Source organism: Methylobacterium sp. UNCCL125 (genome assembly GCF_900116795.1).
Lineage (GTDB): Bacteria > Pseudomonadota > Alphaproteobacteria > Rhizobiales > Beijerinckiaceae > Methylobacterium > Methylobacterium fujisawaense.
On record NZ_FPBW01000013.1, the window covers coordinates 141198 to 154229 of the forward strand.

Genomic DNA, 13032 nt, shown 5'->3' on the forward strand with positions numbered 1-13032 from the left:
CGGAATCCCGGGAGGATCAGGTGCGGGCGGCCGTCTCGACGACGACCTCGGCCAGCCTCTCGGCGGCGTCATGGATGCCCGCGCTTCTGGCCGCATCGGCCGCTGCGGTCAATTTTGCCGGCGTCTCGAAGCAGGCCGTGAGGTCCGCGGCGAGGCGCTCGGGCGTGAAATCCGACTGTTTCACCGCCAGCGCCGCGCCGATCGCGTCGAGGGTCGCGGCGTTGGCAGCCTGGTCCTGATCCAGCGAGCCGGGCAGCGGGACCAGGATCGCCGGGCGGCCGATCGCCGCTAGTTCGGAGACCGTCGAGGCGCCCGAGCGCGAGACCACGAGGTGGCTCGCGGCCATGCGGGCCGGCAGGTCCTTGAAGAACGGCGCCGCCTCGATCCCCGCAAGCCCCATGGCGAGGTAGCGGTTCTGCACCGCCGTCAGGTCCTCGGGCCGGACCTGCTGGACGAGGTGCAGCCGGGCGCGCAGCGCTTCGGGCAGACGGGCGATCGCCTCGGGCACGACCTCGCCCATGACCCGGGCGCCCTGGCTGCCGCCGAACACCAGGAGTCGCAGGGCGTCATCCGGACCGAGGGGGGGATACGGGATCTTCGCCGCCTCGATCACCGCCGGGCGAAGCGGGTTGCCGGTGTGGATCCGCGGGGCTTTGGCCTTCTCGGGCACGCCGCGCACGTCCTTGAAGCCGGTGGCGATGGTGCGGGCGCCCCGCGCCAGGAAGGCGTTGGCCCTGCCCATCACGGCATTCTGCTCGTGCAGGATCGTCGGCACGCGCAGGATCTGGCCGGCCAGCACCGGCGGGACGGTCGGATAGCCCCCGAAGCCCACGATGGCGGCCGGGTTGATCCGTCGGATCTCCTTCGCGGCCACGCCGAAGCCGCGGCCGAGCGTCAGCACGGCGCCGGCCCGCTTCAGCGGCGAGCGGCCGGACGGCGTCGCCGAGGCGATGGTGACGACCTCGGAGGCCGGGAACTCGGACGCGATGGCATCGACCCGGGCGTCGGTGGCGAGGGCCACCCGGATGCCGCGGGCGCGCAGCGCGTGGGCGAGGCTCTCGGCCGGGAACAGGTGGCCGCCGGTTCCACCCGCGCAGAGCAGGATCGTGGGGGTGAAGACCGTCACCGCATCACTCCGGCGACGGTGGCCGGCGCGGTGCCGGGGGGCTTCTGGCTGAGCATCACGGTGCGGGGACGCTTGCGGGTCAGGGCGACGAGGAAGCCGGTGCCGAGCGCCAGCGAGATCAGCGAGGAGCCGCCGTAGGAGACGAAGGGCAGCGTCATGCCCTTGGCGGGCATCAGCTGGGTGTTCACCGCCATGTTGATGCAGGCCTGGAGGCCGAACAGCGTGGTCAGGCCGGTGATCGCCAGCCGCGAGAAGGTGTCGTCGGTGCGGCGGGCGAGCTTGAGGCCGCGCAGGACGATGAAGGCGAACAGGGCCACGAGGCACAGGCAGACGATCACGCCGAACTCCTCGCCGGTGACCGAGAAGATGAAGTCGGTATGCGCGTCCGGCAGGTGGCGCTTGGCCACGCCCTCCCCCGGCCCGGTGCCGAACCAGCCGCCCGAACGGAAGGATTCCCGCGACCAGAAATCCTGGAAGCCGCCGCCGGAATCCCGGTCGAGGAACTTGTTGAAGCGCTCACGCACGTGATGGAAGAACAGATAGGCAGCGAACACGCCTCCGAGCCCCAGCACGCCGAGGACGGCCACCCAGATCAGGTGGAGGCCGGCCACGAAGAACAGCGCGCACCACACCATGGTAATCAGCATGGTCTGGCCGAAATCGGGCTGGAGCAGCAGCGGCACGATGGTGATCGGCAGCAGCAGCAGGGCGAGGATCCCGCCCGGCATGTCGCGGCGCTGGGCGCCTTCCGAGAAGGCCCAGGCGGCGACGACCACGAAGGCGGGCTTCACGAATTCCGAGGGCTGCAGGCCGAAGGAGCCGAACTGGATCCAGCGGTGCGCGCCCTTGATCTCGGGCCCGAACTTGCCGGCGAGCAGGCACAGGACGACGCCGCAGACCCAGGTGACCAGCGCGAGCCGCCGGATGCCGCGCAGCGACAGGAACGACACCGCGCAGATCAGCAGGATGGTCGGCGCGAGGTACATCGCCTGCCGGTTGAGGAAGTAGAAGGTCGGGAGGCCGATGCGTTCGGCCACCGGGGGGCCGCCGCCCATCAGGAAGACCAGACCCGCGATCATCAGCGCGAACAGGGCCGCGAGCAGACCGCGGTCCACGGTCCACCACCAGTCCGTCAGGGGCGTGCGTTCCGCGCGTGACATCATGCCGGGCAACGACTCCAGGCCGCGCGGATGCCGATCCGCGCGGGTCGGGCCTGATCCTGTGCAGGAATGGTAAACGGAGCCTTATGGTCGCCGCGTGGGCTTTCGGCCGCCGCGAAACCGGCCTGCGGTGGAGTGCTGTATTCGACCGGTTTTATACTGGTATAAAGACACCCTATGTTAATCTTCCCATTGCAACTTTCAGGTGTACCCCCGGCGGGTCGAGGCGCGCTGCGCCTGGCCCGCCCAGAGGAAGCCGACGCGCCATGTTTTCTGCCCTGAACGTCCGTGAAGCGCATGCCAAGCTCGCGGCCCTCGACCGGGTTCAGGGCGTGATCGAGTTCGATCTGGCCGGGCGGATTCTCTCGGCGAACCGCAATTTCCTCGACGTCGTCGGGTACACGCTGCCCGAGATCGTCGGGCAGCACCACAGCCTGTTCATGGATCCGGCCCAGCGGGACGCGCCGGACTACCGGGCCTTCTGGGAACGCCTTCGGTCCGGCGCATTCGAATCCGGTCAATTTCAGCGGGTGGGCCGCGGCGGCCGGCCAATCTGGATCCAGGCCTCGTACAATCCGATGCTCGACGTCCGCGGCCGCCCCTACAAGGTGGTGAAGTTCGCCACCGACATCACGCAGCAGCGGACCGAGGAGGCCGACCGCGCCGGCCAGATCGCCGCGATCGACAAGGTGCAGGCGGTCATCGCCTTCGATCTCGACGGCACGGTGACGGCGGTCAACGACAATTTCCTGACCGCGATGGGCTACACCCGCGACGAGGTGATCGGGCAGCATCACAGCCTGTTCGTGGACCCCGCCCACCGCGAGAGCGAGGGGTACCGGGCCTTCTGGGCGGCCCTGCGGAACGGAACCTATCAGGCCGCCCAGTTCCGGCGGATCGGCAAGGACGGCCGCGAGGTCTGGATCCAGGCCTCCTACAACCCGATCCTCGATGCCGCCGGACGGCCCTACAAGGTGGTGAAGTTCGCCACCGACATCAGCGATCAGGTCCGGCTGCTCGCCAATCTCCGGACGCTCATCGACCAGAATTTCGGCGAGATCGAGCAGGCGGTGACGCATTCGACGAAGGCGGCCGCGCTGGCCTCGTCGGCGGCGGATTCCACCGCCGGCAACGTCCAGACCGTCGCGGCCGCGGCCGAGGAACTCGCGGCGTCGGTGGCGGAAATGTCCCAGAGCATCGTGCGCTCCCAGGGCGCCACCGACACCGCCTATGCCTGCGTCCAGGACGCGGATGGCCACACCAAGCGCCTCGCCGAGACCGCCACCGCGATGACCGGCATCGTCGGCCTGATCCGGGATATCGCCGGCCAGATCAACCTGCTGGCGCTGAACGCCACCATCGAGGCCGCCCGGGCGGGGGCGGCGGGCCGCGGCTTCGCGGTCGTGGCCTCGGAGGTCAAGGCGCTGGCCGATCAGGCGGCGCGCGCCACCGGCCAGATCAACGGCGAGATCGCCAGCGTGCAGCGCGTCTCGCAGGAGGTCGTGCAGGCGCTCAGTTCGATCGGATCCTCGGTCTCGGTGATGCGCGAGACCGTGGTGGCCACCGCGGCCGCCATCGAGGAGCAGAGCACCGTGACCCGGGACCTCGCCGAGAACATGCAGAGCGCCGCGGGCGCCGTCACGGCGATCACCGGCAATATCGGGGCGATCGTCCAGTCGGTGGCCAACGTCTCGCAGGCGGTCGGCACCACCCGCGACGCCGCCAAGGTTCTCGCGCGCTGAGAGCGGCGCACCCTCAGGGCAGCGCCTGGACCAGCTCGCGGAAGCGGTTGCCGCGGATCTCGAAGTTCCGGAACTGGTCGTAGGACGCGCAGGCCGGCGACAGCAGCACCACCGGCTCCGGCGCGCCCGAGGCGGCGGCGTTCTCGGCAGCCTTCGGGACGGCGTTCTCGAGGGTCTCGCAGCGGGTGTAGGGCACTGCGCCCTCCAGGGTCGCCGCGAAGGCATCCGAGGCGGCGCCAATCAGGTAGGCGTGGGCGACCCGCTCGAAATATGGCACCAGCGGGAAGATGCCGCCCTCCTTGGCCTTGCCGCCGAGGATCCAGTGGATGTCCCGGAAGGCGGTGAGCGCCTTCTCGGTGGAATCGGCGTTGGTCGCCTTGGAATCGTTGACGAACAGGACGTGGCCGCGCCGTCCCACCTCCTCCATCCGGTGCGGCAGGCCCGGAAAGGACGTCAGACCCGCCTGGATCTGCTCCGGCGACAGGCCGAGGGCCCGCGCCACCGCCACCGCAACGCCTGCATTCTGCCAGTTATGTGCCCCCCGGAGGGAGCCGATCCCGTTGACGTCCGCGAGCGCCGTGCCGTCGACGTCGCGGACGATCCCCTCGCGCACCGTCAGCGCGTCGGTGCACAGCACGTCGCCGTGGGGCACGTGGACGCGCACGAGGTCGGCGCCGCGCCGGTCGGCGATCGCCCGGCTCGGCGCGTCGTCGATGCCGACCACCGCGAGGCCGGCGCCCTGGATCAGGCGCTCCTTGATGGCCGCGTACTGCTCCATGGTGCCGTGGCGGTCGAGATGGTCGGGGGTGATGTTCATCAGCACGCCGACGCTCGGGTCGAGGCTCGGCGTCAGGTCGATCTGGAACGACGACATCTCGATCACGTGGACGCGGTCCGCCGCGGGGGGCTCCAGCGACAGGATCGCGGTGCCGATATTGCCGCCCATCTGAACGTCGCGGCCCGCCTGGGCGAGGACATGGGCGATCAGCGCCGTGGTGGTCGACTTGCCGTTGGTCCCGGTGATCGCCACGAACGGCGCCCCCGCCGCCTGGGCCCGCCGCTCCCGGCAGAACAGCTCGATGTCGCCGATGATCGCGACGCCCGCGTCCCGGGCGAGCCGGACGCTCCAGTGCGGCTCGGGATGGGTCAGCGGCACGCCCGGGCTAAGCACGAGGGCGGCGAAGCCGGACCAGTCGGCCTCGCGCAGGTCCCGCGTCTCGATCCCGGCCTCCCGCGCCCGCGCGAGGCTGTCGGCATTGTCGTCCCAGGCCTGCACCCCCGCGCCGCCGGCCTTCAACGCCAGGGCCGTGGCAAGTCCGGAGCCGCCGAGTCCGAACAGGGCGACGGTCTTTTCCTGGAAGACGGTGACGGGGGTCATGCGGAACTCTGGATGCGGCAGCCGAACCCGGCCGATCCCGCCCGCCGTCTCATCCCGTCGTGCCGGCGCGCGGCGGAGGTCTCGAAGGGCTCCAGGGATCGCGTGGCCGGCTGGAGGGCTCCTTCGAGGCTGCTGCGCAGCACCTCAGGATGAGGGCGAGCGTGGGATCGCCCACTTTCATCGCCCCTCTAGCACAGTTTTTCAGCGCAGCTTCAGCGTCGCCAGACCGGCCATCGCCAGGATCACCGCGATGATCCAGAAGCGGATCACCACCTGCGGCTCCTTCCAGCCCTTCTGCTCGAAATGGTGGTGGATCGGCGCCATGCGGAAGACGCGCTTGCCCGTGAGCTTGAACGAGGCAACCTGGATGATCACCGACATCATCTCCAGGACGAACAGCCCGCCGACGATGGCCAGGACGATCTCGTGCTTCGTCGCCACCGCGATGGAGCCCAGCAGGCCGCCCAGCGCCAGGGAGCCGGTGTCACCCATGAAGATCTGGGCCGGCGGCGCGTTGAACCAGAGGAAGCCGAGACCGGCACCGATCACCGCGCCGCAGACCACGGCCAGTTCGCCCGTGTCGCGGACGTAGTTCACCTGCAGATAGCTGGCGGTGAACGAGTTGCCGACGAGATAGGCGATGAACCCGAAGGTGCCGCAGGCGATCATCACCGGCACGATCGCCAGGCCATCGAGGCCGTCGGTCATGTTCACGGAATTGCCCGCTCCGACGATCACGAAGGCGCCGAACAGCGGGTAGAACCAGCCGAGATTGAGGAGGGCGTCCTTGAACACCGGGAAGGCGAGCTGGTTCTGGAGGGCGGCGGGGGAATAGACCGCGACGGTGAAGCAGGCCGCCATGGCGATCACGGCCTCCAGGGCGAGGCGGAACTTGCCCGAGAACCCCTTGTGCGACTGCTTCGTGACCTTGAGGTAATCGTCGTAGAAGCCGATCGCACCGAAGCCGAGCGTGACGGTCAGCGTCACCCAGACATAGTGGTTGCGCGGGTTGGCCCAGAGCAGGATCGCCACGACGGCGCCGGCCAGGATCATCAGGCCGCCCATGGTCGGCGTGCCGCGCTTGGTCAGCAGATGGGTCTGCGGCCCGTCCTCGCGGATCGGCTGACCCTTGCCCTGGCGGATCCGCAGCAGCGAGATGATCCAGGGGCCGAACCAGAACACGAACAGGCCCGCGGTGAACAGCGCGCCGCCGGTGCGGAAGGTGATGTAGCGGAACACGTTGAGCGGCGTGAAGGCGCTGCTCAGGTCCGAGAGAAGGTACAGCATCCGGGCGCTCGGCCCCCTTGTTCAGGCTCAGGTTTCGGGGAGCGGCGCCGGCTGCGCCGAACGCGCGGACGTGCCGGTCACGGGACGGCCTGGGTCCGCCGGGTCGGATCGACCGCGTAGCGGGCTTTCAGCGCCTCGACAATCCGGCCCATGCGGCTGCCGTTCGATCCCTTTACCATGACGACGTCGCCGGATCTGAGATTCCGGGCGAGCGGCTCGAGCAGGTCGGCGGCGGTGTCGGTCACGGCGCCGCGGCGGCTCACCGGCAGGGCCTCGAACAGGTGGCGCATCAGCGGACCGGCCGTGAAGACGAGGTCGATCCGTGCCGCCTCGATCGCCTCCGCGAGGCCGCGGTGCAGGTCGGGCGCGGCGGCGCCGAGTTCCAGCATGTCGCCCAGCACCGCGATCCGGCGTCCGCGGGGTCCGGTCTCGATCCCGGCGAGCGTCGCCAGCGCCGCGCGGACCGCGACGGGGTTGGCATTGTAGCTCTCGTCCACGAGGTAGGCGGTGCCGCCACCGATTTCGAGGGCGGTGCGCTCGCCGCGGCCCGCCGGCGGCGTCAGGCTGCCCAGAGACAGGGCGGCGCGGGCGAGGTCGGCCCCGAGGCTGTGGACCACCGCCATGACGCCGAGCGAATTCAGCGCCGCGTGCCGTCCCGCCGTGCCGAGCTTGTAGGTGACGGGCTGGCCCATCACCACCGCGTCGATCACCGACAGGTCGGGGCGGAGCACGATCTTCAGGGCGCGCACGTCGGAATCCGGGTGCTCGCCGAAGGTGACGACCCGTCCCGCCCGGGAGGCCTGCGCGTGGGCCGCGAGCCGGTCGAAATGCGGGACGTCGCGGTTGACGATCGCCACGCCGCCGGGCTGGAGCCCGGAGAAGATCTCGCCCTTGGCGTCCGCGATGGCGGCGAGCGAGGCGAAATGTTCGATATGGGCGGGCGCGATGGTGGTGATGAGCGCGATGTCGGGGCGGACCTGGGCGGTCAGCGGCACGATCTCGCCGCCGTGGTTCATGCCGATCTCGAACACGCCGTAGCGCGTGGAGCGCGGCATCCGCGCCAGGGTCAGGGGCACGCCCCAATGATTGTTGTAGGAGGCCGCCGAGGCGTGGGTCTCCCCCTGCTCGGCCAGGACGTGGCGCAGCGCCTCCTTGGTCCCGGTCTTGCCGACCGAGCCGGTGACGGCCACGACCTGCGCGCGTGTCCGGGCGCGGGCGGCGGCGCCGAGACGCACCATCGCGGTGAGTACCGGGTCGGCGCCCGCTTCGGGCACCGCCAGGACGGGACCGTGGGACGCGAGGTCCCCGAGGCGGGACGCGCTCACCACCGCGGCGCCGGCCCCGCGGCCCAGGGCGTCGGGAACGAAGTCGTGGCCGTCGCGTGCATCGCCGCGGATCGCGAAGAACAGGTCGCCGGGCTGGAGCGTGCGGGTGTCGATCGAGGCGCCGCCGATGGCGCGCTCGGGGCCGATCAGTCGGCCGCCCGTCGCGGATTCCAGCTCCTCCCGCGTCCAGAGTGCGGTCATCGTCGATTCCCCCGTCGTCCTCAGGCCGCCGCGGCAATCGCGGCACGCAGGACCGCATGGTCCGAGAACGGCAGCGTGCGATCCCCCACGATCTGGCCGGTTTCATGGCCCTTGCCGGCCACGACCAGGACATCGCCCGGTCCGAGCCGGCCGACGGCGCTGTGAATCGCCTCGGAGCGGTCGCCGATCTCCTCTGCGCCCGGAGCGGCGTCCAGGATCGCCCGGCGGATGGTGGCGGGATCCTCGGTGCGCGGGTTGTCGTCCGTGACGATGACGACGTCGGCGAGCCGCTTCGCGATGGCGCCCATCAGCGGCCGCTTGCCCCGGTCGCGGTCGCCGCCGCAGCCGAAGACCACGATCAGCCGGCCCGACGCGAACGGGCGGAGCGCGGCGAGCACGCTCTCCAGGGCCTCCGGCTTGTGGGCGTAGTCGACGAGGCAGAGCCCGCCCCGCGCCTCGCCGATCCGCTCCATGCGGCCGGGGACGCCGGTGAGATGTTCGAGCGCGGCGAAGACGCCGTCGGGATCGGCGGCGCCCGCCGGTGTGGCGAGGGCGAGGCCGGCCGCCACCAGGGCGTTCTCCACCTGGAATTCGCCGACGAGCGGCAGGCGCAGATCCCGGGCCCGGCCGGCGAACAGGACCCGGGCGGCCTGCGCGAACCCCTCGGTCCGGACGGATTCGACGTGCAGATCCCGGCCGCCCCGCCCGACCGTGCGGACCGGACGTCCTGCGCCTTCGGCCGCGGCGATCACCCGCTCGGCATAGGCGCCGTCGGCATTGACGATGGCCGGGCAGCCCGGCGGCAGCAGGTCTGTGAACAGGCGCAGCTTGGCCGCGAGGTATTCCTCGATGCTCGCGTGGTAGTCGAGATGGTCCCGCCCGAGATTGGTGAAGCCCGCCGCGTCGAGGCGCACGCCGTCGAGCCGGCGCTGCTCGATCCCGTGGGAGGAGGCCTCCATGGCGAGGTCGGTGATGCCCTCGGCGGCGAGACGCGCCAGCGTCCGGTGCAGCGTCACCGGGTCCGGGGTGGTCAGGGAGCCGTACTGCGCGCCGCGGTTCGTGACGATTCCGACGGTGCCGAGGCTCGCGGCGTCGCGGCCGAGGCGGGCCAGGATCTGGCGCACGAAGTCGGCCACCGAACTCTTGCCGGCGGTGCCGGTGACGGCCACCACGGTCCCGGGCTGCGCGCCGGCGAGGCGGGCCGCGGCGAGAGCGAGCGACCGGCGCGCGTCGGCGACCGGGATCCAGGCGACTGCGTCCGGCAGGTCGGCGGGGCGGGCCCCCTCCCCGGCCACCGCGGCGGCGCCGCGCTGGGCGGCCTGCGCGGCGAAGCGCCGGCCATCGGCCTTCGTGCCCGGCACCGCCACGAACACCGTGCCGGTGGCGACCTGCCGGCTGTCGGCCGTGAGGTCCGATACGGTCAGGTCCGCGGCCGGGCCGGTGGCCTCGGGGAAGAGGTCGGCGAGCCGCGCACTCATGAATCCACCCTCATGGGCCGCCGAGCTGGTTGACGTGGTAGGCGTTGAGCTTGACCATCTGCGGGAACGGCCTCACCGGCGGCTCGAATTGCGGCGGCAGGCCGAGGATCGGCGCCACGCGCTCGATCACCTTGCCGGTGACCACGCCGGAATTCCAGGCCGCGGTGGCATAGCCGCCGGATTCCGGCAGGCCCTGCGGCTCGTCCATGATCGTGACGAACAGGTACTTCGGGTCGTTCATCGGCGCCGCCGCCATGAAGGTCGTGAACAGGCGGTTGTGAATGTAGCGTCCGCCGATCACCTTCTCGGCCGTGCCGGTCTTGCCGCCGACGAAGTAGTACGGGACCGCGGCCTTCTTGGCCGAGCCCTCGGAGGCGTTGAGCCGCATGATGTAGCGCATCGCCTCGGAGGTCTGGCCCGACAGGACGTGGGTGGATCGCGCCTTGTCGTCGGGGTTCGCCTTGAGGAAGGTCGGGGTGATCAGGTCGCCGCCGTTGGCGATGGCCGCCACCGCTGCCGCCGCCTGGATCGGCGCCACCGCGATGCCGTGGCCGAACGCGATGGTGATGGTGTTGATCTCGGTCCAGCGGGACGGAACGATCGGCGCCGCGCTCTCGGGCAGCTCGGTCCGCAGCCGGTCGAGCAGGCCCATCTTCTTCAGGAAGGCCTTGTGACCGGGCACGCCGACGCCGAGCGCCATCTTGGCGGAGCCGATGTTGGAGGAGTGGGTGAACACCTCCGGCATGGTGATGACGCGGTTGGTGCCGTGGTACTCGTGGATCTTCTGGCGGCCCCAGTTCAGCACGCCGCCCCGGGTGTCGAAGGTCGAGTTGACGTTGTACTTTCCGGAATCGAGCGCCATGGCGAGCGTCATCGCCTTGAAGGTCGAGCCCATCTCGTAGACGCCGACATTCATGCGGTTGATGCGATCCGGCGAGAGCGCATCCTTGGGATCGTTCGGGTCGAAATCGGGCATGGACACGAGCGCGATGACCTCGCCGGTCTTCACGTCGAGGATCATGGAGGCGCCGGCCTTGGCCTTGAAGTGGTCGATGCCCCAGGCCAGCTCGTCGCGGACGGCGAACTGCGCGCGCAGGTCGATCGACAGCTGCACCGGCTTCAGGTCGGCCTGCTTGTTGATCAGCCCGAAGCTGTTGAGGGCCTGCAGGCCGGTGGAGTCGATGTACTTCTCCATGCCGGCGATGCCGATGCCGTCGAGGTTCGTCGCGCCCAGGATGTGGGCGGCCGCGACGCCGTTCGGGTAGACGCGCTTGTGGTCGGGCAGGAAGCCGATGCCCGGGATGCCGAGCCGGTGGACCTCGGCCTGCTGCTTCGGGGTCAGCTCGCGCTTCACCCAGACGAAGCCGGCGCCCTTCTTGTCCTTGCGCTGGGTGAGCTTGGCGCGCAGCTCGGAGGCGTTGAGTTCCGGCAGGACCGCGGTGAGGAGTTCCACCGCCTCGTCCTTGTCGTAGATGTTCCCGGGTTCGGCGAAGACCGAGACCGTGCGGATGTCGGTGGCCAGGATCTCGCCGTTCCGGTCGATGATGTCGGGCCGGAAGGCGGTCGAGGATGCGGCCGCGACCCGGTGCTCCTGGCTGGGCGGATCCCCGAAGATCGCCATCATCAGGAGCTTGGCGGAGATCGTCCCGAACACGCCCACGAAGACCAGGCCGACCAGGGCGACGCGCATGTGCGAGCGCTCGATGGCCAGCCGGAACATGCTCCGCAGGAGCAGCTTTGCGCGCTCCGACGGCGGCACCGGCTCGCGCGCCTCCTCCTCGACAGGGCGCGGCGCGCCCGCGGCATGCGCCAGCGCGGCAGCCTCGAGAAGCGCGGCCTCGTGGTCCGACACGGCGGGCTCGACCGTCGGCTCTAGGGTCTGGGCGGCGTCATCGGACACGGGGGATTACCTCGAAGCCGTCGGCGGGGTGCGGGTCGTGGTGACGGTGCGGGTGATCGCGCCGGTCGTTCGCGGCTCGATCGTGCCCTTGTCTTTGGGGGTCGCCGTGGCGGCGAGCAGGCGGCCGATCTCGTCTCCGCGCTCCTGTCGGGCGGGCAGGTCCGAGAGGCGCGCCAAGTGGCTGGTGCCGATCGGCTCCAGAGCCAGATGTTTGTCGACGGCCGCCTGGAGGCGGTCGGGCCGGGTCAGAAGCTGCCACTCGGCACGCAGCACGGCGATCGCCTGCCGTTCCTTGTGCAGGGCCGTCTGGAGCTTGGAGACCTGACCGCCCTGGTAGAGCGTGTCGTACTTGATCGAGTAGGCGTAGATCGCCGAGGCGACGAGGCCGGCCACCGCCAGCAGGTTCAGCAGGCGGATCATCGGCGATGGCCTCCGCGGGCCGCATCCGGCAGGCTCGCCAGGGCGGTCAGGGCCGCCAGCGGTTCGGGAATGTCGGATTCGGTACGCTCCGCAGCCCGCAGCTTGGCGGACCGGGCGCGCGGGTTGCGGGCGGTCTCGGCCTCGCCCGGCAGGACCGGGCCCTTGGTGACGAGACGGAAGCTGCGGACGGTCTCGACCGGGGCTCCCGGGAGATGGCGAGAGCCCTGCGCGGAGCGGCCGCTCCGCGCGGCGAAGAACTGCTTGACGATCCGGTCCTCGAGCGAATGGAACGTCACGACGGCGAGCCGGCCGCCCGGCCTGAGCACGCGCTCGGCGGCGTGCAGCGCCCGCACCAATTCGCCGAGTTCGTCGTTCACGGCGATGCGCAGGCCCTGGAACGTCCGCGTCGCCGGGTGAATGTGGCTGCCGGGCTCGACGCGCACGACGCTGGCGACCAGCTCCGCGAGCTGCGCCGTGGTCTCGATCCGGCCGCGGCGGCGCGCCTCGAAGATGGTCCGTGCCACCGCGCGCGAGCGACGCTCCTCGCCGTAAAGATAGAGGATGTCGGCGAGCACGGTCTCGTCGGCCTCGTTCACGAGGTCCGCGGCGCTCGGCCCGTCGCAGCCCATGCGCATGTCGAGGGGCCCGTCGCTCCGGAACGAGAAGCCCCGTTCCGGCACGTCGAGCTGCATCGAGGAGACGCCGATATCGAGGACCACCCGGTCGACCTGCGCGAGACCCGTCTCCGCCAGGAGGGTGTCGAGCGCGCCGAAGCGGCCGGGCAGGAGGCGCAGGCGCCCCCCGGATTCCGCGACGAGCGCCTGCCCGGCTGCGATCGCCGTGGGGTCCCGATCGATCGCGACGACCTGCAGGTCCGGATCCGCCGCCAGGAGGGCGCGGGTATAGCCGCCGGCACCGAACGTGCCGTCGACCGCGATCCCGCCCGCGGTGCCGAGCGCCTCGACGACTTCATCGAGGAGGACCGGCACGTGCGGTTCCGACGGCGCGACGGCGC

The 13032-nt window shown here is 70.8% G+C and carries 10 protein-coding genes; 1 reads left to right on the forward strand and 9 read right to left on the reverse strand.

The genetic code is table 11. From position 1 onward, the window contains the following. Window positions 1-16 precede the first annotated feature (16 nt). Window positions 17-1126, reverse strand: coding sequence for an undecaprenyldiphospho-muramoylpentapeptide beta-N-acetylglucosaminyltransferase (gene murG, locus BM396_RS15195; RefSeq protein WP_043384238.1), 1110 nt, complete (start codon window positions 1124-1126; stop codon window positions 17-19). Then, window positions 1123-2289, reverse strand: coding sequence for an FtsW/RodA/SpoVE family cell cycle protein (locus BM396_RS15200; protein ID WP_043356321.1), 1167 nt, complete (start codon window positions 2287-2289; stop codon window positions 1123-1125). The genes murG and BM396_RS15200 overlap by 4 nt, the downstream gene beginning before the upstream one ends. 263 nt (window positions 2290-2552) lie before the next feature. On the opposite strand from BM396_RS15200, the gene BM396_RS15205 reads away from it, so the two are divergent. After that, the gene (locus tag BM396_RS15205; RefSeq protein WP_043384241.1) at window positions 2553-4028 is read left to right on the forward strand and encodes a methyl-accepting chemotaxis protein; all 1476 of its coding nucleotides are present in this window, start codon (window positions 2553-2555) and stop codon (window positions 4026-4028) included. Window positions 4029-4041: 13 nt separating this feature from the next. Here BM396_RS15205 and murD read toward each other — a convergent pair whose 3' ends face one another. The 7 genes from murD to rsmH all read right to left on the reverse strand — a co-directional run bounded on the left by murD (window position 4042) and on the right by rsmH (window position 13006). Then, the gene (gene murD, locus BM396_RS15210) at window positions 4042-5406 is read right to left on the reverse strand and encodes a UDP-N-acetylmuramoyl-L-alanine--D-glutamate ligase (protein WP_043384245.1); all 1365 of its coding nucleotides are present in this window, start codon (window positions 5404-5406) and stop codon (window positions 4042-4044) included. Window positions 5407-5607: 201 nt separating this feature from the next. Continuing rightward, window positions 5608-6693, reverse strand: a complete 1086-nt coding sequence (gene mraY, locus BM396_RS15215) for a phospho-N-acetylmuramoyl-pentapeptide-transferase (RefSeq protein ID WP_043356717.1) — start codon at window positions 6691-6693, stop codon at window positions 5608-5610. Window positions 6694-6770: 77 nt separating this feature from the next. Further along, a complete protein-coding gene (locus BM396_RS15220; RefSeq protein WP_043384248.1) occupies window positions 6771-8219 on the reverse strand; it encodes a UDP-N-acetylmuramoylalanyl-D-glutamyl-2,6-diaminopimelate--D-alanyl-D-alanine ligase in 1449 nt (482 codons plus the stop codon). A gap of 20 nt (window positions 8220-8239) precedes the next feature. After that, window positions 8240-9697, reverse strand: coding sequence for a UDP-N-acetylmuramoyl-L-alanyl-D-glutamate--2,6-diaminopimelate ligase (locus BM396_RS15225; RefSeq protein WP_043384250.1), 1458 nt, complete (start codon window positions 9695-9697; stop codon window positions 8240-8242). A 10-nt stretch (window positions 9698-9707) separates the two neighbouring features. Beyond that, entirely contained in the window at window positions 9708-11597 is a 1890-nt protein-coding gene (locus BM396_RS15230; protein ID WP_043384253.1) for a peptidoglycan D,D-transpeptidase FtsI family protein, read from the reverse strand. A 6-nt stretch (window positions 11598-11603) separates the two neighbouring features. Further along, the gene (locus BM396_RS15235; RefSeq protein WP_043384256.1) at window positions 11604-12017 is read right to left on the reverse strand and encodes a cell division protein FtsL; all 414 of its coding nucleotides are present in this window, start codon (window positions 12015-12017) and stop codon (window positions 11604-11606) included. Next, window positions 12014-13006 carry a 16S rRNA (cytosine(1402)-N(4))-methyltransferase RsmH gene (gene rsmH / locus BM396_RS15240; RefSeq protein WP_043384260.1) on the reverse strand — a complete coding sequence of 331 codons (993 nt, stop codon included), beginning with the start codon at window positions 13004-13006 and terminating at the stop codon, window positions 12014-12016. The genes BM396_RS15235 and rsmH overlap by 4 nt, the downstream gene beginning before the upstream one ends. Window positions 13007-13032 lie beyond the last annotated feature (26 nt).

Coding starts and splice junctions, on each gene's coding strand:
- mraY (WP_043356717.1), bottom strand. CDS start 6,693: ATGCTGTACCTTCTCTCGGACCTGAGCAGCGCCTTCACGCCGCTCAAC.
- BM396_RS15235 (WP_043384256.1), bottom strand. CDS start 12,017: ATGATCCGCCTGCTGAACCTGCTGGCGGTGGCCGGCCTCGTCGCCTCG.
- murD (WP_043384245.1), bottom strand. CDS start 5,406: ATGACCCCCGTCACCGTCTTCCAGGAAAAGACCGTCGCCCTGTTCGGA.
- BM396_RS15200 (WP_043356321.1), bottom strand. CDS start 2,289: ATGATGTCACGCGCGGAACGCACGCCCCTGACGGACTGGTGGTGGACC.
- BM396_RS15205 (WP_043384241.1), top strand. CDS start 2,553: ATGTTTTCTGCCCTGAACGTCCGTGAAGCGCATGCCAAGCTCGCGGCC.
- BM396_RS15220 (WP_043384248.1), bottom strand. CDS start 8,219: ATGACCGCACTCTGGACGCGGGAGGAGCTGGAATCCGCGACGGGCGGC.
- BM396_RS15225 (WP_043384250.1), bottom strand. CDS start 9,697: ATGAGTGCGCGGCTCGCCGACCTCTTCCCCGAGGCCACCGGCCCGGCC.